The sequence below is a fragment of the Luteibacter aegosomaticola genome (assembly GCF_023078475.1).
GTDB classification, from domain to species: Bacteria; Pseudomonadota; Gammaproteobacteria; order Xanthomonadales; family Rhodanobacteraceae; genus Luteibacter; species Luteibacter aegosomaticola.
On sequence record NZ_CP095741.1, the window covers coordinates 63,768 to 87,833 of the forward strand.

Genomic DNA, 24,066 nt, shown 5'->3' on the forward strand with positions numbered 1-24,066 from the left:
CCACGCGGATGGTGCCATGCGCCGTCCTGGCGTTCTGCACGCTAAAACAGGTAGTTACGATGAACAAGTACGTCGAAGATACCCCGGATGCCCGCTCCCGCCACGGTCTCCGCTGGGCCCTGATGATCGGCATTCCCGCCTTCGTGGCCTTGGCCGGGGCCGCGTTCCTGTGGACCCGTCAGGGCCACGTCGAAACCGACGACGCGTTCGTGCGCGCCGCCAAGGTCGCGATCAACGCGCGCGTCCCCGGTCAGGTGCTGGAGGTAGCGGTGGTGGATAACCAGCGTGTCCACAAAGGCCAGGTGCTTGTCCGGATCGACCCAGAGCCCTACCGGATCGCCGTGGAGGCCGCCGAGGCAAAGCTGGCGAGCGCGCGCCTGCAGGTGGAAGGGCTGAAGGCCACGTACCACCGTGAACTGGCCGATCTGCAGTCCGCTCGGGACTCCGCGGACTTCGACCAGCGCGAGTTCGAGCGCAAGAAGGCCTTGCTCGCCTCCGACTACGCCTCGCGGGCAACGTATGAACGGGCCGAGACCGACCTGAAAGTAAGCCGGCAACACATCGCGGCGGCACAACAGGATGTCGCCAACACGATCGTCGCGCTCGCCGGCGACCCCGAGATCGCGGTCGAGACGCACCCCAGCGTGCGCGAAGCGCTCGCGCAGCGCGATCGGGCGCGGCTCGATCTTGCCTATACCACGGTCGTGGCGCCGGACGACGGCATCGTCGCGAGAGTCGATGATGTGCAGGCCGGCGATTTCGTGAATGCCGGCGCGCCCGTGTTCGCCCTGATCTCCAGCCGCGATACCTGGATCGAAGCGAACTTCCGCGAAACGGCGCTCACGCAGATGCGAGCCGGACAACGCGCGACGCTACATGTCGATGCCTACCCTGGCCACGTGTTCACGGCACGCATCGCAAGCATGAGCCCGGGTACCGGTTCGGAGTTCTCCGTGCTTCCGCCGGAGAACGCGACGGGCAACTGGGTGAAGGTGGTACAGCGCCTGCCCGTCAGGCTCGAACTCGATCGCGCTGATTCGAAGTGGCCGTTGTACTCAGGTATCAGCGTGGTGGTGGATGTGGATACGACACAAGGTGTCGTGCCGTGACGCACGCTGTCGCTACCACGCATACCCCCGGTGAGCACCGCATGCTGGTGCTTGCCGGCCTGCTCGCCACCTTCATGCAGGCGGTGAACATTTCGATCCCCAATGCGGCCCTGCTTCGCCTGCAGGGTGGTCTGTCGATGAGTGACGACCAGGTGGGTTGGGTGTTTACCTCCTACATCGCTGCCAGTGCCGTCGTCATGCCGTTGACCCACTGGCTGGCGGCCCGGCTTGGGCGTAAGACGATTTACCTGGCCTCCCTCGGCATCTTCATCCTTGGCCTGGTGTTGGATGTGCTGGCGCGCACGCCGCTGCAGTTCGTGGGTGCGCGCATCGTGCAGGGCGCGGCTAGTGGCACGCTGGCGCCGCTTTCGATGTCGATTCTTCTGTCCGAGCTGCCCGCGCTCCGGCATGGGCGCATCGGGCTGACCTGGGCGGTCACCGGGACGCTCGGTATCCTGAGTGGTCCCGCGCTCGGTGGCCTGCTCAGCGAAGCGTTCGGCTGGCACGCGATCTTCTACGCCAGCATGCCGTTGGCGGCTTTCCTTGTACTGGTCGTCGCGTTGTTCCTGCGCGAACAACGCCCAGCGGTCCAGGCTCCCTTCGACTTCTTCGGCTGGGCCGCGCTTTCCATCAGCCTCACCGGCGTCCAGATGCTGCTTGATCGCGGGCAACGCCTGGAGTGGTTCGCATCGACGGAGGTCTGCATCGAATCGGCCGCGGCGGCGTTGGGGATGTGGGTGTACCTCGTCCACATTTTCACGCGCAAGCAGCATTTCCTTGATCGTGCGCTATTCGGCGATCGCAACTTTACGCTCGGTGCGGCCAGCTACTTCGTGTTCGGCTTCGTGCTCTTGCCGACGCTGGCGCTCACGTCGCCGATGCTGGAGGAAATCCTCGGCTATCCGGGCGACACGGCGGGGCTGTTGACGATTCCGCGCGGCGTCGGCCTGTTGGGCTGCTTGCTCGCTACGTGGCGCGTGCCCGCGTGGCTGGATAACCGGGCCGTGCTGTTCGTTGGTGCGGCGTTCGTCGTGGTCGGCACAGGCCGCATGGTCGGGTACTCCCCGCTGATGGACCCATGGGCGGTGGGCGTCGCGGGCTTCCTGCAAGGCGCCGGGCTGGGCGTGCTCATGCCGGCGATCACCCGGGCGACCTTCAGCACGTTGCCCCCAACGTTGCGCGCGCACGGTACGGTCCTGTTCAACCTTGCCCGGCTCTACGGGAGCACGTTGGGCGTGGCCGTCGTGCAGCTCTACTTCTTCATCAACACACAGGGCATGCATAACGCGTTGGTGGAACACCTTCGGCCCTACGGCGCCTTTGCGCATGTTTCGAACGGCACCCATGGTGCGGCCCTCGCGGCGCTCAACGAAGGCGTGACCGGGCAGGCCGCGATGGTCGCCGTCGTCGGTCAGTTCAAGCTTCTCTTCGTGGCGATGCTCGCCGCTACGCCACTCATCTTCTTCTTCCGCCGGCCTCGCGCCGCGTAACCCGCCCTGGTGGCACTCATGATCAACGTACGATCGAATCACGCACGTCGAACCGCGCTGGCCGCGGTGCTCGGTGGCGCAACGCTCGCCTTACTCAGCGGGTGCATGGTGGGCCCTGACTACCAGCGCCCTGCCGATACCAGATCAACGCATTTCGACGCGCAGGCAGAACAGAAGCTAGAGCATGTTCCAAACGATGGTGCGCCGAGCGTGGCTTACGACGCCCATATCGACACGGACTGGTGGACGCTGTTTCATTCGCCGCGCCTCGACGGCGTGGTGAAGCTGGCTATCGAAGGCAATCGCGACCTCGATGCGGCCAACGCTACCATCGCACAAGCGAATGAAGCGATTGCCGCTGCGGGCGGCGCGCTGCAGCCGCAGGTCGCGTTCGGCGCGCAGGCCGGCCGCCAGCGCACCGGGTTTGGCACGGGGCGCTCCACGTCGAACGTCTACGCCGTGGGCCCGAGCGTAAGCTTCGACCTCGATCTGTTCGGTGGCACGCGCAGGCGTATCGAAGAAGCCACCGCGCTGGCTGATCTTGAGCGTCACCGGTTCGATGCGGCCTACCTGACCGTCACCGGTGAGGTGGCGACCCAGGCCATCCAGTTCGCCTCCGCTCGTGCGCAGATCGCGGCGGTCAATGATCTGATTGCCACGGACCGCCATAACCTCGCGTTGGTGTCCTCCGCGAAACAGTACGGGAGCGCTACAAGCGCAGACATCGCGCTGGCGCAGAGCCAGCTGGCGCAGGACGAAACGCTGCTCCCGCCGCTGGAACAACAGCGTGATGTCGCGCGCCATGCGCTGTCGGTACTGGCTGGGAAAGGCCCAGCCGATTGGGTCCCGCCGGATTTCGGCCTGGCGGACTTCACTTTGCCAGCCGCGTTGCCGCTCAGCCTGCCGTCCGAACTCGCGCGGCAACGGCCGGATATCCTCGCCGCGGAGGCGCAACTCCACGCGGCCAGCGCAGCCGTCGGCGTTGCAACGGCCGACCGTTATCCGCATCTGCAGCTGTCGGGTGCGCTGACCCAGGCGAGCGCCGGCGCGGGCGTCGGCACGTTATGGAACCTGTTCGGCGGCCTGGCGGGCCCGCTCTTCGACGGTGGCACCTTGAAGGCCAATCAGCGCGGTGCGGCCGACGCTTATGACGCCTCGATGGCACGCTACCAGCAGACCGTCGTCATCGCGCTCGGTCAGGTGGCCGACGTGTTGCAGGCGATCAGCCATGACGCTGATGGCTACGCTGCGCAGGGCCGTGCCCTGGACGCAGCGGAGACGAGCCTTCGGCTGAGCCAGCAGGGCTTTGCCGCTGGCGACGCCAGCGTGCTCGCGGTGCTTGATGCGCAACGGGCGCGGCAGCGGGCGTTGGTTGGCCAGATCCAGGCGAGGACCGCGCAGTACCTCGATGCGGTGCAACTCGCCGTGGCGCTTGGTGGGCAATCAGGCGAAGCCTTCCTCAGGAAGGCGCCGCATGAGCCTTCGCTTCTGACTCAGGGGAACACCAGCCGGTCCCCCTGACTCGGGAAAACGAAATGCACGCCCAGGACATTTCCCGCCGCGAGTTGCGCCGCAATCAGCGCTCGCGGGTCGCGGGCCGGATCAAGGCTCGGCTTGATGTGATCCACGACCACGGTGAGGCCGCGTAGCGAATCGGCCCCGCCGCTGGCTTCGGCTAGTGCCTGCAGTTCGCGTAGCAGCCACGCGGGCGTGAGATGGCCGAACAACTTCGCGTCCGGCACATCGTTCGGGAACGACACCTCGATCTGCAGGCCCTTCAGGGCATGGCTGCGGACGAGCGGGGCGAGCGCTTTCCATGCATCGGCGAGGTCGCGCTTATCGTGGGCGAGCGCATCAGGCCCAGTATCCCCGAAGTACGCGTAGTACGCGTCGCCTGCACGAAGCAGGATCATCGACGAGACCACGCTATCGTGGCTAAGCGGCAAAAGCTGCGCCGACATCGAGGTGCCCTGCACGGGGAACCACGTACCCGGTGTCTCATCGACCAGGTGATACCAGCCGAGGGCGGGAGCCTTGCCGCGATCCGAAAGATTCGGCCACGCTTCCCAGTTGAAGTAGTCCCGGCTCAGCACGTCCAGCGTGGAAGCCAGCCCATACACCGGCTTGTTCCCATGATCTTCGGGCGATGCGATCAACAGCCCCGCCACGTGGTCGAGGTGCCCGTGGCTGATGAAGTACGCCGCGATGCCATCGTGCAGGATCTCGCCGGTGGTGCCTTTCAGGGAGCCACGTGCCCGCGCCTTGTCGATCCCGGAAACTAGTGTGCCTGCGTCGAGCGCCAGATATCGCGTATCGCCTTGCGCCCGCAAAAGATAGCCGGAGAGGTTATCGCTACCGACCCCGCCCGTGACGCCAAGCGCAACGACTTCGAACCGAGGTAATTCAGCTGCATGGGCACCGGCACCCGTAAGCAGCAGACCCAGCATGACAAGTACGCGACGGAGACGATTCATGGCAGCTCGCAGGCATAAAAAGGCCAACCCTGAAAACTTCGTCTATCCGAAGAAGCGCCCAGGGGCTCTTATCGACGAGTTCGGGTTGGCCGATCAGCCATGAGTATACAGAGAACGTCATATCTATCGAAGATCTGCCCGAAGATCGCGAACGCCTTTGCCGAGGCGCTGGCGCAGCAGGGTGCGTAGTGTCGCGCCATCTTCGTAACCTACTTCCGCGGCGATCGCTTCGATATCCATGCCGGTGCCGTGGAGTAGCGATTGCGCGCGTTCGACACGAAGATCCTGGAAGTACGCCAACGGCGATTTGCCGAGTACGGCCTGGCAGCGACGCTGTAGCGAGCGTGGGCTTGTCGCTAGGGCACCCGCCGCTTCTTCCAACGAGAACCCGTGCTTCAGCTGATCGCGCGACCAACGCTCGAACTTCAGGATGAGTGGATCGGCCTGGGCAAGGTGGTTGGGAATGATGTACGGGGCCTGCGAGCTACGGATATCGGCGAGCAGGTAGCGCGATACCAGGCCCGACAACTCAGGACTGCCCTTGCGGATCAACCACAGCGCGAGGTCCAGATGGCCCATCGCGGCACCTGCGGTCACGCCGGTATCTGTTGGTACCAGCATGCGCGATTCATCAAGGCGCACCTGCGGGTAACGTTGGCGGAACAAGGGCGCGAGCCACCATGTGGTCGTGGCCTCGCGGCCATCGAGCAGACCGGCTTCGGCGAGGATGAACGTGCCGATGCACGAGGCCGCGATCTGCGCCCCCTCTTCACGCCAGCGCAGGAGCTGCTTCGTGGCGGCCTTCACATCGGGTCGCGCGAGTGCGGGAACGAGGACATCGGGTGAGCCAGCCCCCAGCGCGGGCACGATCACCCAATCGGGCTTCAACGTGGGCGTGATGGCATGTACGGGGATGGCCATGCCCAAACCGGATCGCACCTTCTTGCGAACACCTACCACGGTGACTTCAAAGCGTGGGGCACCGCCCAGATGGGCGACGGCGAATTTGTTGGCGAGCGATAGCGCGTCCAACAGGACGGTGAGCCCGGTATCAAACAGACCATCGAGGGCGAGCACGGCGATGCGCATGGCGTAAATGACCTTAAAGGTGTCGTTTACGACGATACCCCCGCTCGTGCCCCGTGCCTAGAGTAGGCCTCGTTCCACACCCCACCATGGAAACGAGGAAACACCCATGAAAATCTTCGCCATCGCCTCTATCCCCGGCGGCATGCTTGGTCCCGAGCAGCTCAAAGACCACATGCCGGCTGAAGTGCACGCGACGCTCAAGCATTACCTGGACGGCAAGATCGAGCAGTTCTGGTTTCGCGACAAGGCGGGCCCGATCTTCCTGATGAACGCGGAATCCGTGGATGCAGCGCGCGCTGAACTTGCCACGTTGCCGCTCGTCGCCGCGGGCTTGATGACGTACGAACTACTCCCCGTCATGCCGTTGATGCCGTTGGGCCGCCTGCTCCCAACCGCCTGACCAACGCACGTCGCCCGGTACCGATGACGGCGGAGGTGCCGGGTGTTTCAACGGAATTCAGTCACCTGACTGCACGCCGACGGGTGGCTGAACCGAAGACCCTACGTCACGCAGCATCGACGCATTTCACGCCGAATCGTTCAGCCGGAACATCGCAGGCTGGTGTCCAGGGTGCGATCCGCGCACGCCGTCGAGGACCTGCTCCATGAAACGCCTGATGCTTGTGTTGACCGTGCTGGTAACCGCCGCCTCGCTGAGCGGTTGCATCATTGATGACCGTCGCCCGGGCGGCTACTACCACCACGATGGTGGCTACTGCCGCTGGCATGACTGCTACCGCCGCTAAGCGCAGGTAGGATGACGGCGTAAGACCGACCCCGCGGCGCCTCGCCGCGGGGTCATTCGTTTCAGGCCGTCGCGTAGCTCAGTTACGGACGGCGAACGGCGAGACTCGCGAGGACTTCGTCGGCCGCGCGTGTTCCGCTCTCCAGCGCACCATGCGCCGTGGAAAACGCATTCGGGTGGGTCGCTTCGCCCGCGAAGAACAAGCGCTCACGGAATGGCTGGCCCAGTTGCTGGCGCTGATGCGCTTGCGTCGGCAGGGCGTGGCTGTAGGAGCCGCCGATGTACGTGGAGATACTCCACGCTGACGACGCGAGGGGCCGCAGGTGGCTTGCAGCTTCGCTACCAAGCAGTCCGGCCAGCAAGGTTGAGAGATGGTCGAACGAAGCTGCCGGGCCGTCGGCGGTGATCTGGTGCGCGCTTCGCCCGCCCAGGAAAGTTTCGACCAGTGGGCGCTCGAGCGGTCGGAAATAGAACACCGGGCTGTCGGGGTCGTACGGATCCGCAATCAGCACCTGCTCGGTGGGTAGATCGACTTCGCCTACGATCTCGAAGAAGAGCTTTTCGTCACATCCGAGAGGCAGGCAAGTGGCCGCGTGGCGCCAGTCGTCCAGCGCCGAAGGCAGGCGAATCGCGCTGCTGGCGAGGACGTTGGTCGACACGGTGATGATGGCGGCTCGGCTGCGAATGGTCCCTTGTGGAGTGGTCAGCACCACGCCATCGCCATCCGCATCGATCGCTTCGACCGGGGTAGCAAAACGACAACCAACGTCGGTAGGGAGATGCGCTGTGATGAGTGCACCGTAACCCCGCGGCAGCCGCCAGTTCTGTTCGGTGGCGGCGCGTTCGTAGGCGTTGTAGTCCGTCGCGGAGATACGCTCTAGCGGTGCGCCGCTGATGAAGCCGCTCATCGCCTGCAGGTAGCCGTTCCAGCGATTGCCAGGATCAAGCGCATCCGACGCGCGATCCGACGCGGGCGGCGCATCCATCAAGCGCTCATGCCACGCGCGGAAGGCGGCGTGTGCTTCATCCTGCTCAGCCTCGCTGAAGCGCGGATGGGGCTGGGCTTCGTTCCACGCGGCTTCCCGCCTATCGATTTCCCACCCGCCATCTTCCGCCAGCTGACGCCAGCCATTGTGTTCAGCGGAGTGCAGCCAGCCGCAGCCCATGTCGAGTGGAAGGCCGGAAAGATCGAGGGTCCAGCCGCGACCACCGATGCGTTGCGAGGCTTCCAATAGCCAGACAGACAAGCCGCGGCCCGAAAGGCGTCGCGCTGCGCCAATGCCGGCAGCACCGGCGCCGATGATCACAACATCAACATCGAAGGTCTTTTCGTTTGCCATGCGAACGCGAGCCGCTCCGACTGACCATGACCTCCGCGGATGATACGGCACCCGTGAGTCCGGAAGTTTGCGCATGTGATAGCCGAGATCATTGGGCGGGATGCCTGAGCTAGAAGATCCTCAGCGCGTATCAACCCTTAGCACCTCGCAGTCGAGCTTGACTGGAACCCTCGAGCAGTTCGAGCTCCCAGTTAAATCATATGCTTACGTAGTTCTTGATCCATTTCCCAATGCGGCGGCAACTCTCAAAGACTAACGTCTCTCGACCTATCAATAGACGAGGGAAGCACCATGGGCCTACGAGAGCACACCTTTGGACCGGGAGCTACGTTGGATGCGGCTGGCCGCAACATTCGAGAGCGGGGAGAGGCCGATATCCGGGAGTTAATGGAACGCATGATGGGACACAGCATGCACCTCGGTGAATGCCTCCAGGTGAACTACAACGTTACATGCGATGGATGGGAGGGGCATGATGCCCGGCTGGCAGCAGACACTTTCTGAGCTCGAGGATGACGGCTGCACGCGGTTCGATCGGTTCCGTTCAAAGCACATGTTTTAGACGTTTGCGGAAACGCCTGGAAGGAAGATCGTCGTGAACGATCAGGGCGCTATCTACGTAGACGAAGGCAGGGCGGAGTGATGACGTACTACTGACACTACGGTGTCAGCAGCCCTCTGGTTTCGGCTCGCCCTTATTCGAAGGCACGCTAAAATGCCTGGATGAACTCCCCCGGCCAGCGCGCCTTCATCCTCACCCGCCAGTGGCGCGATACGCGCGAAGGCGTGGATCTCGAGCTTTGGCTGGCGACGGACGACGGTCCGCGGGCGGTGTTGGTGAAAGGCCAGAGCGCGGTGGCGTTCGTGCGTGAGTCGCAGGTGGGCGACGTCGAGGCGGCGATACGCAACGACGCGGCCTTTGAACTCAAGCCGCTACCGTTGAAAACCCTCGGCCAGGAGCCGGTGCGGGGGCTCTACGGCCAGAGCTACCGCGCCATGCTCCGGCTCGAGAAGCGCCTGGCCGAGCGCGGGGTGAACCTGCACGAAGCCGATATCCGCCCGACCGATCGCTTTCTCATGGAGCGCTTCATTACGGCCTCCGTCACCGTGGAAGCCATGGGGGACGCGGCTGACGCTGTCCTCGTGAACCCGCGGCTCAAGCCGACGGACCCCTACCGTCCGCCGCTGCGCGTGGTCTCGCTCGATATCGAGACGAGCGCCATGGGCGAGCTCTACTCCGTAGCGCTGGAAGGGTGCGGCCAACGCCAGGTCTACATGCTGGGTACGCCGCCGGAAGGCCCCGCTGCCGAAGTGGATTTCACCCTTACCTATGTGCCGGACCGGCCTGCGCTGATCCTGGCGCTCAACGCCTGGTTCCGTGAGTACGACCCCGACGCCATCATCGGCTGGAACCTTGTGCAGTTCGACCTGCGCCTGCTGCAGGCGTGCGCGGACCAACATGGCCTGGTGTTTTCCATCGGCCGCTCGGGCAAGCCCATCGACTGGCGGGCGCACGGCCGACGCGAGGGCTACGTGTTCGCATCCATCCCGGGACGGCTCGCCGTCGACGGCATCGAGGCGATGCGCTCCGCGATGTGGTCCTTCCCCTCCTTCAGCCTGGAGAGCGTGGCGCAAACGCTACTTGGCGAGGGTAAGGATACGGATGACCCCTATCACCGCATGGACGAGATCGAGCGCCGCTTCCGTGAGGACAAGCCCGCGCTCGCCCGTTACAACCTCGTCGACTGCGAGCTGGTGACGAAGATCTTTGCGAAAGCGAACCTGCTCGACTTCGTCCTGGAACGCGCGAACGCCACCGGCCTGCCAGCCGACCAGTCGGGCGGCTCGATCGCCGCCTTCAGCCACCATTACCTGCCGCGCATGCATCGCGAAGGTTATGTGGCGCCGAACATCGGCATCGCGCACGGCGAGTCGTATCCAGGTGGCTTCGTGATGGAGTCGCGGCCCGGCATCTACGATTCGGTACTCGTGCTCGACTACAAGAGCCTGTATCCGTCGATCATCCGCACCTTCCTGGTCGACCCGATCGGCCTGGCGGAAGGGGCGCTGGAACCGGATGAAAGCAAGACCGTACCCGGCCCCAACGGCACGCGATTCTCACGAACGAAGCACTGCCTACCCGGCATCATCACCCACCTGTGGCAACGCCGCGACCAGGCCAAGCGCGATGGCAACCAGGCGCTATCGCAAGCATTCAAGCTGTTGATGAATGCGTTCGTCGGCGTGCTCGGCGCCTCGGGTGGCCGCTTCTTCGATCCGCGTCTCGCCGCCGCCGTCACGCTGCGCGGCCACGAGATGATGCGCACGACACGCAAGCTGGTCGAGGCGGAGGGTTATGAGGCCATCTATGGCGACACCGACTCGATCTTCATCTGGCTGGGCCGAGCGCACGATGAGAAGGAAGCGCTGGCCGTCGGCGACCGGTTGGTCAAGCTCATCAACGGCTACTGGAAGGATTCGCTGGCCAATGAGCTGGGCATCGAAAGCTTCCTCGAGATCGAATTCGATACGCACTACAAGCGCTTCTTCATGCCGACGATCCGCGGCAGCGAACTCGGCAGCAAGAAACGTTACGCCGGCCTCGTGGAAGAAGATGGCACCGAGGAACTGGTGTTCCGCGGCCTGGAAACGGTGAGAAGCGACTGGACGCCACTGGCACAGGGTTTCCAGCGCGAACTCTTTGGCCGGATCTTCCGCCGCGAGCCGTACGCGGATTACGTGAAAGATTACGTACGCCGCTTGCAGGCAGGCGAGCTCGACGACTTGCTCGTGTATCGCAAGCGCCTGCGCGGCAAGCTGGATTCCTACGACCGCACCACGCCTCCGCAGGTACGCGCGGCGCGCATGGCGGACGACTACAACGCTCGCCAGGGCCGCCCCCTGCAGTACCAGAACGGTGGCTGGATCAGCTACGTGATGACGCTAAGCGGCCCCGAGCCGATCGAAGCGCGCGTGGCTAGCATCGACCACGAGCACTACCTCACGAACCAGCTGGAGCCGATCGCCGATGCGATCCTCGCGCCGCTGGGTGACAGCCTCGCCGCGCTGACGAACCAGCAGCCCGAGCTGTTCTAGGCGCGCGCCGACCGGCGTACCGCTTGTGGTGCGATACCGTACCCGCGCTGGAATACCTCGCGCAGGTGGCGCCGGTCGCGGAAGCCCGTTTCGCGCGCGACCACATCGAGCGAATGCCGGCTCTGTTCAATGAGGGTGCGCGCCGCCTCCAGGCGCAGCTTCTCCACCGCCTTAGCGGGGGATTCGCCCGTCTCCGCTGTGAAAACGCGGCTGAACTGGCGCGGGCTGAGGTGCGCGACCTCGGCGAGTTCTTCCACGCCGAGCGGTTGCGCCAGGTTGCGCCGTGCGTAATCAAGCGCTTCCTGGATGCGATCGGTACGCGGTGCGAGCATCAGCATTTCCGAGTGCTGGGTCTGGCCGCCCGAGCGACGGTGCGGCATGACCAACTTGTGCGCGAGCGAGCGTGTCACCTCGGGCCCGAGGTCTTTTTCGACAAGGCCGAGCGCCAGGTCGAGCCCGGCGGTCATACCGGCGGAAGTCCACATGGGGCCGTCGGTGACGAAGATGCGATCCGGCTCCACCGTGATATTCGGGTAACGCTGGCGCAGGGCGTCGGCGAAGAGCCAGTGGGTGGTCGCACGGCGGCCATCAAGCAGGCCCGCCTCAGCCAGCATGAAGCCGCCGGTACACAGCCCGGCGATACGCCGGGCGCGCTGGGCTGGCCCGGCCAGAAACTTCAGCACGGCGGGTTCGGTGTCGGCGACCAGCGGATCGAGCACGCCCGGGATGAGCCACGTGTCGGCCGGTGTACGCGCGGTGAGCTGCCGCGTCGCCACCGAGACGCCAAACGAGGAGCGCACGTCGCCACCGCCCGGGGAGTACACCTGCACCTGGTAATACTCGCTACCCACGATCTGGTTGGCGAACTCGAAGACGGCCTGGGTGCCCAGGGCCATCATCTGGAAACTATCCGACAGTACGTAGCCGATACGGTGCATGGCCGGCCTCCCGGCGTCGTGGCCTAAAACATGACTATATACGTCATTTGCGCCATAAGCGAGCCGGCGCATGCTTTCTCCATGCCGCGGCGCCCGCCGCCTCACACCCTGGAGAACCCCATGAACGCTTCCCTTGGAACTGCTGTCGTCACTGGTGCCTCGTCCGGCATTGGCGCCGTCTACGCCGAGCGCCTCGCTGCCCGCGGCTACGACCTGATCATCGTGGCTCGCAATGCCGACCGCCTGAAGGCCCTCGCCGGCAAGATCACCCAGGCCACCGGCCGTGCGGTCGAGGTGCTGGCCGCCGACCTGGCCAATGCCGCTGATCTCGGCCGGGTGGAAGCGAAGTTGCGCGACGACGCGAGCATCCGCGTGCTGGTGAACAACGCCGGCGTGGGCACGCATACGCCGCTGCTCGACAGCAAGATCGAGGCGATGAACAAGATGATCGATCTCAATGTCACGGCGCTCACTCGTCTCACCTATGCCGCCGTGCCGGGCTTCGTGGCGCGTGGGCAGGGCGCGGTGATCAATATCGCCTCGATCGTCGCGATCGCTCCCGAGATCCTCAACGGGGTGTATGGCGGCAGCAAGGCCTTCGTCGTCGCTTTCAGCCAGTCGCTGAAGCACGAACTGGCCGACAAGGGCGTGCAGGTGCAGGCCGTGTTGCCGGGCGCGACGGCGACCGAGTTCTGGGACGCGGGTGGCATGTCCGTCGATATGTTGCCGAAGGAGATCGTGATGACCGCCGAAGATCTCGTTGACGCGGCGCTCGTCGGCTTCGATCGCGGTGAACTGGTCACGATCCCGCCGCTGCAGAACGAAGCGGAGTGGGACGCTTACGAAGCCGCACGCCAGGTCATGGCGCCGCGCCTGTCGAGCGCCACGCCCGCGGAGCGCTACCTCGCCACCGCGTGAAGCCGTACCCTAGCGGGATGCCCGATGCACCCCGCCCCCACGGCCATAGCTATACCGCCGACGAGCTCCGCGCCTTGCGCGCGGAGCTCGTTCGTCTCGATCCTTCGCTGGCTACGGCGAACGCCGTCGTGCCTGACTTCGCCTGGCGCTCGCGCCCGGCCGCCTTCAGCGGGTTGCTTCATCTGGTCGCCGAGCAACAGGTTTCCCTCGCCTCGGCGGCAGCAATCTGGAAGCGTATCCAGGAAGGCCTTGGCGAGGTGACTGCTCATACGGTGCTTGCGGCAGGCGAAGAGCGCATGCGCGAGCTCGGTATGTCGAAGCCTAAAGCGCGCTATGCAGTCGCGCTTGCCCAGGCGGAGAACGAAGGTCGGCTTGATTTCGCCGCGTTGGCGCTCGCGGATGACGACACGGCCGTTGCCACGCTCACCGCCTTGCTAGGTATTGGCCGGTGGACGGCGGAAGCGTTCCTCATCGGCGCGTATGGGCGTACCGATTTCTTTCCTGCGGCGGATATCGCGTTGCAGGAAGCCGCGCGGCTCATCGATGGTCTCGAACAGCGGCCGACCGAAAAGGAACTCTACGTACGTGCCGAGCGCTGGAAGCCATTCCGCGCGGTGGCTGCGCAAATCTTGTGGGGCTATTACAGTGCTACAAAGAGCAGCGCCGCGAACGAAGGCACCGCAAAGACCCGCATTGCAAAGACTGGCGCAGCAAAGAAGAGCCCAGCAAAGAAGAGCCCAGTAACACGTGGCACGGCTACGGCTACCCCGCTGCCGCCTCAGCCCGCGCATAACGCGCCGGCGGCTGGCCGACGTGCCGCGCGAAAGCCACGCTGAACGCACTCGCTGAGCCATAACCCACCCGTTCCGCGACATGCGCGACTCCCGCGCCGTCCTGGCGCAATAGCTGCCGGGCCATGGCCATGCGCCAGGTCAGCAGGTACTCCATGGGCGCGATGCCGACGACACGGGTGAAGCGTTCGAAGAACGCCGAGCGCGATAGCGCGGCCTCGCTGGCCATGCGTGCGACGCTCCATGCCTCTGCGGGGCTCTCATGGATGCGGCGCAGGACTGGCGCCATGCGCGGATCGGCCAGGCCGCGCACCAGGCCCACCGGTGCCGTGGCACCCGCCGAGCGCAGTGCATCGATGAAAAGCACCTCGAGCAAACGCTCCAGCACGACATCGCGCGCCGGTCTGCCGCTGCGTGATTCGTCGCCCACGAGCCCCACCAGCGCGGTGAGGCGCGGTTCGCCACGCACGTGAAGCACCTCAGGCAATAGCGACACGAGCAACGCAGCGTCCGGGGAGCCGAACGCACAGTGGCCGATCAGGGCTCGGTAATCGGTAGGGCCATCCGGATCACCCACGCGAGAGCGGCCGTCCGCCACAGCTACAGGAGAAATCTCGCCCTCGGGCAGAGGATCGATGCTCGTGCTGCTGAACTCAAACGCGGCAGGCACCAGCACGAAATCGCCAGCGTGCAGCGTCACCGGTTCCCGTCCCGCCACGATCAGGCGGGAGGCGCCCTCCAGCACGGCGCAATAGAACGGCTCGCCCGTGGCCGGCCGGCTCACCCGCCAGCGCCCGCCCGCCGTCACCGTCTTGGAGAAGCGCATGGCCGGCTGGAGCAGGGTCACCACCTCGGCGAACGGGTCAGTCACGGCCGGACTCCTGCGAATGAATAGAGGACGTTCGATTATAGGACGTCCGGCAGGCCGCACCTATCTTGGGTGTATCCACCCACCCAAGGAGTTTCCCTCCCATGCAGACCGTCCTCATCACCGGTTGCTCGTCCGGCTTTGGCCTCGAGACCGCGCGTCACTTCCTCGCTCAGGGCTGGCGCGTCGTCGCCACCATGCGCACGCCGAATGCGGAGCTGTTCCCGGCGTCGGAGCACCTGAAAGTGGTCGCGCTCGACGTCACCGACCCGGCGAGCATCCAGCGCGCGCTGGCGGAAGCCGGCCCGATCGACGTACTCGTCAACAACGCGGGTATCGGCATGTTCAACGCGTTGGAAGGCACGCCCATCGAGGTGGCCCGCGATGTGTTCGAGACCAACACCCTCGGCACCTTCGCGATGACCCAGGCGGTGCTGCCGCAGTTTCGCGAGAAGAAGGCAGGCACGATCATCAACGTGACCTCGACGGTGACGTTGCGGCCGCTGCCGCTCCTGTCGGTGTACACGGCCAGCAAAGCGGCGGTGAACGCCTTCAGCGAATCCGTGGCGCATGAACTCGCGCCATTCGGCATCCGCGTGCGCGTGGTGCTACCGGGCCGCGCACCAACGACGCGCTTCGGCGAAAACGCCCGTGCACGCATTGGTGATTTCCCCGCGCCGTATGCCGACTTCGCCGGCAAGGTGTTCGAAGGCCTGCGCGACGCGACGACGCCCACCACCAGCTCCAGCGCGGTGGCGGAAGCTGTATGGCGGGCGGCGACGGATCCGAATTGCCCGGCGCGTATTCCTGCAGGCGAAGATGCCGAGATCTGGTTCAACGCCTGATTTTTCGGGGCCTGTGTAGGAGCGCGCTTGCGCGCGATAGGGCTTGCCTCACCCTTGCCGCCTGCCGGCGGATCGCGTGCAAGCACGCTCCTACACGAGTTACTTTGCGAACACTTCGCGGATGCGCTGCGCGATGTGCTTGCCGTGCGTCTCCAGGGCGAAGTGGCCGGTATCGAGCAGTTCGACGATCGCATCCGGGTTATCGCGGCGGTACGCCTCGGCGCCTGGCGGGATGAAGAACGGATCGTGCTTGCCCCAGATCACGAGGGTGGGAACGCGCTTCTCGCGGAACAGCTGCTGGAATGCCGGGTACTTCTCCAGGTTGGTGCGGTAGTTGAGGAACAGATCGAGCTGGATATCGGTGTTGCCCGGGCGCTGCATCAGCAGGTAGTCGAGCTGCCACATCATCGGATCAAGCAGGGTCTGGTCCGTCACGCCGTGGGTGTACTGCCACTTGATGCCTTCGAGCGTCGTGGCTTCGCGCACGCCCTCGCGATTCGCCGCGCTTTCGTCCGCCCAGTAGGCCCGCACGGGGGCCCAGGCATCACCGAGGCCTTCGAGGTACGCATTGCCGTTCTGGCTGATCAGGCCGGCGAAACGTTCGGGCTTGGCCAGCGCCAGGCGCAGGGCCGAGGGAGCGCCGTAATCGAAGATGTAGAGGATGTACTTCTTCAGGTCGATCGCGTCGACGAAGGCCTCGAGGGTCTTGCCCAGGCTGTCGAAGGTGTAGTCGTACTTCCGGTCGTCCGGCACTTCGGTGAAGCCGAAGCCCGGCAGGTCGGGTGCCACGAGATGGAACTGGTCATGCAGTTCGTTGAAGAGCTCGCGGTACTGCAGGGAGCTGGTCGGGAAGCCGTGGACGAGCAAAAGGGTCGGGGCGTTGGGGTTACCCGCCTCGCGGTAGAACACGCGGACGCCGTCGGCGTCGACATAACGGTGGTGGACGGGGTATTCGGCGGCGGTCTGGTTCATGGTGAGGCTCTCCGGTTGGTAACCTGTATAAATGATTTATCAGGGTTACGAATAGGCTAAACATCGACCATGTAACTTGTCAATAGACATTTTAAGGGTTACTATTTGCCCATGAACCCTGTCACTTCGCTCGAAATGCCGCCGATCCTCGCGGACCAGCCGGCGTTGGACCTGATCAACACCGTGGTCATGGAGAACGGTGAGTCGGTCGACCACCTCGTCTCCGACGCGGCGACGGCGGCATGGCTTTCCCGCATGACGGGCGGTCCCGTGGAAGCCTCCGCTGGCCTGGGCGCCCGTGCGGTCGAATTGCGCGAAGCCATCCGCCAGGCCGTGCTGGCGCGCAAGCGCGGCGACGCCGTGGACATCGCCCAGCTCAACGTCCTCACCCGGCACATGAGCAGCCACATGGCGCTCGTGCAGCACGCCGACGGCCTGCATGCGGAACGCCGCTATGAAGGCGATGCCGCCTGGCGTGCGCTGGCGCCCTTGGGCGAAGCCGCACTCACCCTGTTGGCGGAGGGCGATTTCAGCCTGGTGCGGGAGTGCGAGCACGAAGAGTGCTCGCTGTGGTTCTACGACCGCACCAAATCGCACCGCCGCCGTTGGTGCAGCATGGCCATGTGCGGCAACCGGGCCAAGGTCAGCCGCTTCCGCGAACGCCAGGGCAAATAAACGGCGCGGCACGGTGGCGGCTCATGCGGGCTGCAGGGCCGCGCCGAGCTGGCGCCCATAGGCCGCGATCCGCCGGCCTACCGGCAGGCGTTCCGCTTCATAGGCTACGAAGGCTTCGCGCACGGGAAGACGGCGCAGGGCTGCCACGAGGGTCATTGCATCGCCGGCCGCCTTGGCGGCGCCCATCGCGGTATGCGGCCTGACGACGAAGGCCGCGTCGCCTAAAAGCGCGATACGCCCCGACGCCATCCGCGTGCTCTCGTGATCGAAGATGGCCTGTACGAAGGGCGTGGGCTCAGCCTCGACGACGGCGCGAAACGCCGGTGGCAGCGCCGTGCGTGCGGCTTTGCGCAAGGTCTCCACATCGCCATCGGCCACCTCGCCGCGCGCGAGCGAATACGGATGGATGCGGCCTTCGAGATCGGTGAGCGTGCGCCGCAGGTTTGGCAGTCCCGGCGCCTGCCGGTACCACACCCAGTTGTAGCGGCGGTGCCCAGGCGTGATCTCACCATCGGGCCCCGGCACGAGATAGCCCAGTGCTTGCCCGCCGGGCATGAAGTAAAAGGCAAAGCGCTCAAACAGCATGGATGAAGCCACCGCCGGGACATCGCGCTCGGGTAGCAGCCCTCGCCAAGCCACGTAACCGGCATAGCCGTTATCACGCTGCGTGGGTGTCACCAGGGCGCGGACCACCGAGCCGAGGCCATCGGCGCCGATGACGCCATCGAAGACATGGTGCTTACCGGACGCCAGTTCGACGATAGCTTCCGTGGCGGTCTGCTCCACGGCGGTGACGGCATCGCCCACGTGGTATCCATGGGCCGGCACGTGGGCGAGCAAGGCACGGTAGAGGCCGTCCCATGACACCTGCATCTGCGGCGTGGGCTCGGTACTGGCGATACTGCCATCGGGTGCGAGTACCACGCGTTCGTAAGCAACGACCCCGACGCGTGCGACAGATTCCGTGCCGAGCCGGCGCAGCACTTCAAAAATTTCGTGTTGCGCGACGAGTCCGGCGCCGCGCCCGGCAAGGCCGCCAGCGGTGCGTTCGAAGACATGCACCTCGTGGCCATCGGCGTGCAGCAAGGCCGCCACGAACAGGCCACCCAGGGAGCCGCCGACGATGCCGATGCGCATGGGGTTCCGGGTTTCCGTGGAAGACCCGGGCAACGTAGCAACCTGCGCGTTCGCGCGGCTTGCAGTTTCCTACGGATGTCACCGCCTCGTTGTAGGAGCCCACCCTGTGGGCGACATCTTTCGCGAAAGGCCCACAAGTCTTGTGGCGTCATCGCGAAAGGCGTCGCTCACAGGGTGAGCTCCTACATAGGGCGTTGTTACAGGTCGAACGAAGCCGAGACCATCACGGTGCGCGGCGTGCCCTGGGTCAGGTAACCACCCGTGGCCGAGGCCCAGTAGCCCTTGTTCATCAGGTTCTCGACGCTGACGTTGAAGGTCACCGGCACGTTCTCGAGCTTCGGCGTGATGCGCGCGCCGATGTCGTAAGTGGTCCAGGCCGGCACGCGCAGCGTGTTGTTCACGTCGAGGTACTGCTTGCCGGTGCGTACGACGCGCGCGTTGAGCGTGAGATCCGGGGTGTTCGGGATGGTCCACTCCACGCCGGCGTTCGCCTGGAAGCGCGGCACGCCGATCGCGTCCTTGCCATCGCTCAGGCCGCCCTGGGTCTTCACCAGTTCCGGCTGGATGTAGTTCGCACCGCCGAGGATGCGCACGCCCTTCACCGGCTCACCGAAGAAGTTCCACTCCACGCCGCGGTTGCGCTGTTCGCCATCGACCACATAGGTGTTCGTGGCATCGACGTACGCGCTGGGCTGCTTGATCTGGTACAGGCCGAGGCTGCTGCCGATGGTGCCGGCATCCCACTTCACGCCCACTTCGTTCTGCTTGGCCTTGTACGGCTTGAACACCTGACCGGCATTCGTGACCGGTGCACCGTTGAAGTTCACCGGCGCTTCGCCGCCCTGGGTGAGCGCTTCGATGTGGTTGGCATACACCGCCCACTGGTCGCTGATGCGGAAGTTCGCACCGATGACCGGGCTGTTGGTATAGGCCACGTATTCGCTGGTCTTCGAGCCCGGCACACCATCGACGGCGTACGCGTAGCCTGCCACCAGCAGCTTCTGGCGACGGACACCAACCGTCACCGCGAGGCGATCATCGAAGAAGCCGAGCGTGTCCGACAGGGCCAGGCTGCGCAGCTGCGTGCGGCCGGTGATACCCGGCGAGCTGATCGGGCCGACGTTGTAGACGTAGTCCGGCAGCGCGACGTAGGTGGGGCTGTAGATGTTGGTGTTGATCGTGCTCGAACCGGCGTAAGCGGCCTTCTTGTTCGTCGTCAGCGCCGAGAAACCGAGCGTCACGCGGTGGGTCACCTCACCGGTATCGAAGTGCGCGTTGAAGCCCGCTTCGCCAGTGCCGGTGTTGGCGACGTACGGCACGGTGAAGCGGCTTTCGGTCGCGTTGCCGGCGTTGCCGACCAGCGACGGGCTCACGTAATCGCCGAACTCGTTGCCGTGGTGCGCGCCTGCAGCGACATAGCCCGTGAGCCACGGGGTGAAGTCGTACTCGGCACGGATGACGCCGAAGGTGTCTTCGAGCGACGAACCCGACCACGGCTGCGAGTAATTGGTGCGGGCCGAGGGGACGCGCGGCACTTCGGTGGCGCTGCCGATGTAGACCACCGAGCGGCCGCCGTTGATGTCCTGCTTCTGGTAGCCGGCATCCGCGGTGATGCGCAGCTTCTCACCCTGGTAATCGAAGGCGAGGGATGCGGCGGTGACGCGGCGCTTCTCGCCATCGACACCGGCGCCGCCTTCGCGGTGCACGGCATTCACGCGCAGGCCGAACTCCTTGTTCGCGCCCCAGCGGCGGCCCACGTCGACGCTCTCACCGATCTGGCTGTCGCTGCCGTAGTCGACACCGACGCGCGTGATCGGATCGGCTTCCGCGCGCTTCGGCGCGATGTTGATACCGCCACCGATGCCGCTGCCGCCGACGCTCATGCCATTGAGGAACGCATTCGCGCCCTTGAACACTTCGACGCGGCTGATCAGTTCCGGCGCGAGGAGCTGGCGCGGCAGCAGGCCGTACAGGCCATCGAAGCTGATGTCGTCGCTGGCCAGCTGGAAGCCGCGGATGATGAACACCTGCGAGTAGTTGCCGTAGCCAAAGCCGTAACGCACGGCCGGGTCGTTATCGACCACGTCGCCGAGCGTGCGGGCCTGCTGGGTGCGGATCAGCGTATCGGTGTAGCTGGTGAGCGCGAACGGGACGTTCATCGCATCCTGGTTGCCCAGCACGCCGAAACGGCCGCCGCGGGCCACCTGGCCACCGGCGTAAGCCGCCGTGGGGGCCGCCATGTCCGCGCTCACCTGCACGCCGGAGAGCGTCGTGGCGTTTTCCTGGGCCTTCTTCTGCGCATCGGCCACGTCGGCATCGGCGGCATGCACCGACGCGGAGACGAGGAGGGCGCCGACAAGGGCGAAACGGACCGAAGCCGCGATGCGGCGGCGGGGCAGGGAGGAGGCGAACATGGCGGATCCTGGTGGGCAGCAGCGGCCCAGTAATGCGAATGGAAATGAGAATAGGTCTCAAGTATCTCGCATTACGGGGCTGTTGCATAGCAACAGCTTGCCGCAGCCCACTGCCCCGAACCCGCCTGCCGCAAGGGTTTGCGGGGGTCAGGCGATCCCGTTGCGCACCGTGAACGTGCCATCCGGGTCGTACTTTCGTTTGGCGGCCGAGAGCCGGCGGACGTTCGTACCCCAGTAGGCCTTCTCGTAGTCCTTCTGGAAGTAATCGCTTTCCGAGAAGTAGGCGCCTGCCCCCGGGGCCACCTTGGTAAGCCGGGCGTACGAGGCCTGGACAGCGGCGGCGTCGCGCTTCGCCTTCACGTCATCGCGGTGGGCATCGGGCAGGCCTTCGTACACCGCCGGGCCGCCCGTGGCGATGATGGCGAGGGCGAAGGCGTCGAGCACCTCGGGGTTCATGGCCGTATCGCGGGCGCGGGCGAGGGTTTCTTCGCTGGCGCCGTAGAGGCCCTTGTTGAAATGTAGGGAGAAGCCCTGGATTCGCGCCGCCTCGATGATCGTGGTGGCCAGCGTATCGATCTGGTCCTCCTTGAGCAGGCGCGAAGGAAGCCACGCCGAGGTGTAGGCATAGAGGTAGGTGCCCACCTGCTCCTGATCCCCCGTCCAGACCATGTGGTAGGCCGGCGCGCCCGGGCGGTTGTCCGCCGACGCGAAGGTCAGGCCGTGCTCCTTGTAGAAATCGATGTCCCAGAAATGCTTTGCCGGCATGGCGCCCAGCCAGAACGGCGTCTTCCATGTGTAGGCCTTGCGGGCCGCCACCCAGTCGAGGAAGGGCTGCCAGGCGGCGCGCGCCTGGTCCTCGCCGATGCCCTGGAACAGCATGTGGAAATCGAGGCGACGATCGCCGTGGAACTCCATCTGCTCGCCCCAGTGCGGGTTGCAGAGGTTGTCGCGAAAGTGGCGCATGGCCTGCGCCACCAGCGCATGGAATGCCTCGTCGCTATCGGCCTGGATCGAGCCATGCGTGCCGCCGATGAGCTGGGGCAGGTAATGCGTGCGGAAGGTCAGCCGGGTAATCACGCCGAAGCTGCCGCCGCCACCGCCCTTCAGCGCCCAGAACAGTTCCGGATCCTGGTAGGCGTTCACGACGCGGATCTTGCCGTCTGCCGTGACGATTTCGGCCTCCAGCAAGTTGGAGGCGCCCGTGCCGAATCCCTTCGACAGGCTGCCGAAGCCGCCGCCGTTGGTGAAGCCAGCGCAGCCGACCGTGGTGCAGCCGCCGCCCTGGATGTAGCGACCGCCGATCGTGGTCACGGCGTTGTAGGCATCGATCCACATGGCACCCGCGCCCACGTGGGCGGCGGGTAGCCCGGCGGTACCGGCCGTTGCCCCCTGGGGCACGAAGCCGTCGGCCAGCGTCACGCTGTTCATGCGCCGGGTCCAGATCAGCAGGGAGTCGGGCGCGTTCGAGGCGCCGAGGTAGCTATGGCCACCCCCGCGGATCACCACCCGCACCCGGTGCTTGCGGGCCCAGGTAATGGCGGTGGCGATGTCCTGCGCGCTCTCGGCGGCGAGTACCCGGGCGCTCGGCGTCGAGGTCCAGGCGTTGTAGTAAGCGCCGGTCTGGGTGAGGCCGGGCTGGTCGCCGACATAAAACTGATTGCCGATGTGAGCGAGCGCATCTTCGCGGGTCGCCGGGTCGAGCAACGGGTTCTTCGGGATGGAGAGCCGGCCACCGACCAGGCGGTTCAGTGCTTCCCAGTCGGCGTCCGTCGGCCAGCCGGCCGCCCCCGGTTTCAGCCAGCGGCCCCCGCCCGTAACGAAGGCATCTACCTTGGCGGCCAGTGGCAGCAGGGGGAGGACAAGGGCGGTCTTCAGCAGGGTGCGGCGATCCATGACGTTCTCCTTGGGAATGGGCCGAGCATGCACCGCTGCGCTGTTCCTATCGCCCACGCGGGGAGGAAAAACGGGGCTTTGGGGACGAACCGCGGGCTGTGGGGGACAAGCGGAACCGTCCCGACAGGCGCATCATGGGCGTCTTCCCCTATCCCCCGGGAGCCGCTCCATGTCTCACTGGCACGACCGTCGCCTGCTCGATCTGTTCCGTATCGAAACGCCGATCCTCCTCGCCCCCATGGCGGGCTCGGGGGGTTCCGCCCTGGCCATCGCCGTGGCGAAGGCCGGTGGCCTCGGGTCCATTCCGTGTGCCTCGATCAGCGTGGAGAAGGCGACCGAGGAGGTCGCGATCTTCCGCGGCGCGGTGGCGGCCCCGTTGAACCTCAACTTCTTCGCCCACCAGCCCAAGGCGCCGACCGACGCCGACCACGCCCGTTGGCTGTCGCGGCTGGCGCCGTACTTCAAGGAATTCGCCGTGGATCCCGCCGGCCTCGCCGCTGCGGGTGGGCGCGCGCCGTTCGATGACGCCATGTGCCGCATGGTCGAAGCCCTGAAGCCAGAGGTGGTCAGCTTCCACTTCGGGTTGCCGGCGAAGGATTTGCTGGCGCGCGTCCATGCCACCGGCGCGAAGATCGTGGGCACCGCCACCACCGTGGCGGAGGGCCGCTGGCTCGCCGAGCGCGGGGTTCATGCCGTCATCGCCCAGGGCAACGAAGCCGGCGGCCATCGCGGCAACTTCCTCACCGACGACATGGCCACCCAGCCGGGCCTGTTCGCGCTGGTGCCGCAGATGGCCGATGCACTACCGGTCCCGGTGATCGCTGCTGGCGCCATCGCCGATGGCCGCGGCCTGGCCGCCGCGCTCACTCTCGGTGCCTCCGCCGTCCAGATCGGCACGGCCTACCTGCTCTCGGATGAGTCGGTGAGCGTGCCGGTGCACAAGGCCGCCGTGAAACAGGCGCGCGACGACAACACCGCCGTTACCAACGTCCTTACCGGCCGCCCGGCCCGCGGCGTCATCAACCGGATCATGCGCGAGATAGGCCCGCTCTCCCCGGATGCCTTGCCGTTCCCGCTAGCCGGCGGCGCCCTCGCCCCCATGCGCGCCGCGACCGAGAAGCAAGGCCACGGCGACTTCCAGCCCCTGTGGAGCGGCCAGGCCGGGGCACTAGCCCGCGAAGGCAATGCCGAATCCATCACCCGCCACATAGCCGAACAAGCCGCCGCGCTCCAGTAGGAGCGCGCTTGCGCGCGATCCCGGATACCTCACCC

20 protein-coding genes are annotated in these 24,066 nt (G+C 65.6%); 11 read left to right on the forward strand and 9 right to left on the reverse strand.

All coding sequences use genetic code 11. The features are described from left to right. Nucleotides 1-59: 59 nt before the first annotated feature. The 3 genes from L2Y96_RS00310 to L2Y96_RS00320 are packed head-to-tail and all read left to right on the forward strand — an operon-like array spanning nt 60 to nt 4,120. On the forward strand, nt 60-1,109 hold the full coding sequence (locus L2Y96_RS00310; RefSeq protein ID WP_247330960.1) for an HlyD family secretion protein: 1,050 nt from the start codon (nt 60-62) through the stop codon (nt 1,107-1,109). Then, the gene (locus L2Y96_RS00315) at nt 1,106-2,599 is read left to right on the forward strand and encodes a DHA2 family efflux MFS transporter permease subunit (protein ID WP_247330962.1); all 1,494 of its coding nucleotides are present in this window, start codon (nt 1,106-1,108) and stop codon (nt 2,597-2,599) included. Before L2Y96_RS00310 ends, L2Y96_RS00315 begins: the two co-directional genes overlap by 4 nt. Nucleotides 2,600-2,617: 18 nt before the next feature. Further along, nucleotides 2,618-4,120 carry an efflux transporter outer membrane subunit gene (locus L2Y96_RS00320; protein WP_247330964.1) on the forward strand — a complete coding sequence of 501 codons (1,503 nt, stop codon included), beginning with the start codon at nt 2,618-2,620 and terminating at the stop codon, nt 4,118-4,120. Here L2Y96_RS00320 and L2Y96_RS00325 read toward each other — a convergent pair. Further along, a complete protein-coding gene (locus tag L2Y96_RS00325; RefSeq protein WP_247330966.1) occupies nt 4,093-5,073 on the reverse strand; it encodes a 3',5'-cyclic-nucleotide phosphodiesterase in 981 nt (326 codons plus the stop codon). The two genes, L2Y96_RS00320 and L2Y96_RS00325, sit on opposite strands and share 28 nt — an antisense overlap. A gap of 123 nt (nt 5,074-5,196) precedes the next feature. Beyond that, nucleotides 5,197-6,162: a GlxA family transcriptional regulator gene (locus L2Y96_RS00330; RefSeq protein WP_247330967.1), complete on the reverse strand. Its 966-nt coding sequence runs from the start codon at nt 6,160-6,162 to the stop codon at nt 5,197-5,199. Nucleotides 6,163-6,268: 106 nt separating this feature from the next. Between L2Y96_RS00330 and L2Y96_RS00335 the strand changes: the two genes are divergently transcribed. Then, on the forward strand, nt 6,269-6,562 hold the full coding sequence (locus L2Y96_RS00335) for a hypothetical protein (protein WP_247330969.1): 294 nt from the start codon (nt 6,269-6,271) through the stop codon (nt 6,560-6,562). Nucleotides 6,563-6,767: 205 nt separating this feature from the next. Beyond that, the gene (locus tag L2Y96_RS00340) at nt 6,768-6,908 is read left to right on the forward strand and encodes a hypothetical protein (RefSeq protein ID WP_247330970.1); all 141 of its coding nucleotides are present in this window, start codon (nt 6,768-6,770) and stop codon (nt 6,906-6,908) included. An 82-nt stretch (nt 6,909-6,990) separates the two neighbouring features. Here the strand turns inward: L2Y96_RS00340 and L2Y96_RS00345 are convergent, their stop codons facing one another. Continuing rightward, entirely contained in the window at nt 6,991-8,247 is a 1,257-nt protein-coding gene (locus L2Y96_RS00345) for a flavin monoamine oxidase family protein (RefSeq protein WP_247330972.1), read from the reverse strand. 723 nt (nt 8,248-8,970) lie between these two features. Between L2Y96_RS00345 and L2Y96_RS00350 the strand changes: the two genes are divergently transcribed. Next, nucleotides 8,971-11,343: a DNA polymerase II gene (locus tag L2Y96_RS00350; protein WP_247330974.1), complete on the forward strand. Its 2,373-nt coding sequence runs from the start codon at nt 8,971-8,973 to the stop codon at nt 11,341-11,343. Here the strand turns inward: L2Y96_RS00350 and L2Y96_RS00355 are convergent. After that, a complete protein-coding gene (locus L2Y96_RS00355) occupies nt 11,340-12,281 on the reverse strand; it encodes a GlxA family transcriptional regulator (protein ID WP_247330976.1) in 942 nt (313 codons plus the stop codon). The genes L2Y96_RS00350 and L2Y96_RS00355 overlap by 4 nt on opposite strands. Nucleotides 12,282-12,401: 120 nt before the next feature. On the opposite strand from L2Y96_RS00355, the gene L2Y96_RS00360 reads away from it, so the two are divergent. Beyond that, nucleotides 12,402-13,199 carry an SDR family NAD(P)-dependent oxidoreductase gene (locus L2Y96_RS00360; protein ID WP_247330978.1) on the forward strand — a complete coding sequence of 266 codons (798 nt, stop codon included), beginning with the start codon at nt 12,402-12,404 and terminating at the stop codon, nt 13,197-13,199. A gap of 17 nt (nt 13,200-13,216) precedes the next feature. Further along, on the forward strand, nt 13,217-14,035 hold the full coding sequence (locus L2Y96_RS00365) for a DNA-3-methyladenine glycosylase family protein (protein ID WP_247330980.1): 819 nt from the start codon (nt 13,217-13,219) through the stop codon (nt 14,033-14,035). Here L2Y96_RS00365 and L2Y96_RS00370 read toward each other — a convergent pair. Then, nucleotides 13,962-14,861: an AraC family transcriptional regulator gene (locus L2Y96_RS00370; protein WP_247330982.1), complete on the reverse strand. Its 900-nt coding sequence runs from the start codon at nt 14,859-14,861 to the stop codon at nt 13,962-13,964. The two genes, L2Y96_RS00365 and L2Y96_RS00370, sit on opposite strands and share 74 nt — an antisense overlap. Before the next feature lie 101 nt (nt 14,862-14,962). Between L2Y96_RS00370 and L2Y96_RS00375 the strand changes: the two genes are divergently transcribed. Further along, on the forward strand, nt 14,963-15,703 hold the full coding sequence (locus tag L2Y96_RS00375) for an SDR family oxidoreductase (protein WP_247330984.1): 741 nt from the start codon (nt 14,963-14,965) through the stop codon (nt 15,701-15,703). A gap of 99 nt (nt 15,704-15,802) precedes the next feature. Here the strand turns inward: L2Y96_RS00375 and L2Y96_RS00380 are convergent, their stop codons facing one another. Then, complete coding sequence (locus L2Y96_RS00380; protein WP_247330986.1) at nt 15,803-16,675, reverse strand: alpha/beta fold hydrolase; 873 nt, start codon at nt 16,673-16,675, stop codon at nt 15,803-15,805. Between the two features lie 111 nt (nt 16,676-16,786). Here L2Y96_RS00380 and L2Y96_RS00385 point away from each other — a divergent pair, with 111 nt between their 5' ends. Continuing rightward, nucleotides 16,787-17,350 (forward strand): CGNR zinc finger domain-containing protein, encoded by a 564-nt coding sequence (locus tag L2Y96_RS00385; protein WP_247330988.1) that lies wholly within the window; start codon nt 16,787-16,789, stop codon nt 17,348-17,350. Between the two features lie 21 nt (nt 17,351-17,371). On the opposite strand, the gene L2Y96_RS00390 is transcribed toward L2Y96_RS00385, so the two are convergent. From L2Y96_RS00390 to L2Y96_RS00400, 3 genes are all read right to left on the reverse strand, one after another. After that, nucleotides 17,372-18,487, reverse strand: coding sequence for an FAD binding domain-containing protein (locus L2Y96_RS00390; protein ID WP_247330990.1), 1,116 nt, complete (start codon nt 18,485-18,487; stop codon nt 17,372-17,374). A 197-nt stretch (nt 18,488-18,684) separates the two neighbouring features. After that, nucleotides 18,685-20,901, reverse strand: coding sequence for a TonB-dependent receptor (locus L2Y96_RS00395; RefSeq protein ID WP_247330992.1), 2,217 nt, complete (start codon nt 20,899-20,901; stop codon nt 18,685-18,687). A 147-nt stretch (nt 20,902-21,048) separates the two neighbouring features. Then, nucleotides 21,049-22,794 carry an FAD-dependent oxidoreductase gene (locus L2Y96_RS00400; protein WP_247330993.1) on the reverse strand — a complete coding sequence of 582 codons (1,746 nt, stop codon included), beginning with the start codon at nt 22,792-22,794 and terminating at the stop codon, nt 21,049-21,051. A gap of 169 nt (nt 22,795-22,963) precedes the next feature. Here L2Y96_RS00400 and L2Y96_RS00405 point away from each other — a divergent pair, with 169 nt between their 5' ends. After that, nucleotides 22,964-24,031, forward strand: coding sequence for an NAD(P)H-dependent flavin oxidoreductase (locus L2Y96_RS00405; protein WP_247330994.1), 1,068 nt, complete (start codon nt 22,964-22,966; stop codon nt 24,029-24,031). Nucleotides 24,032-24,066 lie beyond the last annotated feature (35 nt).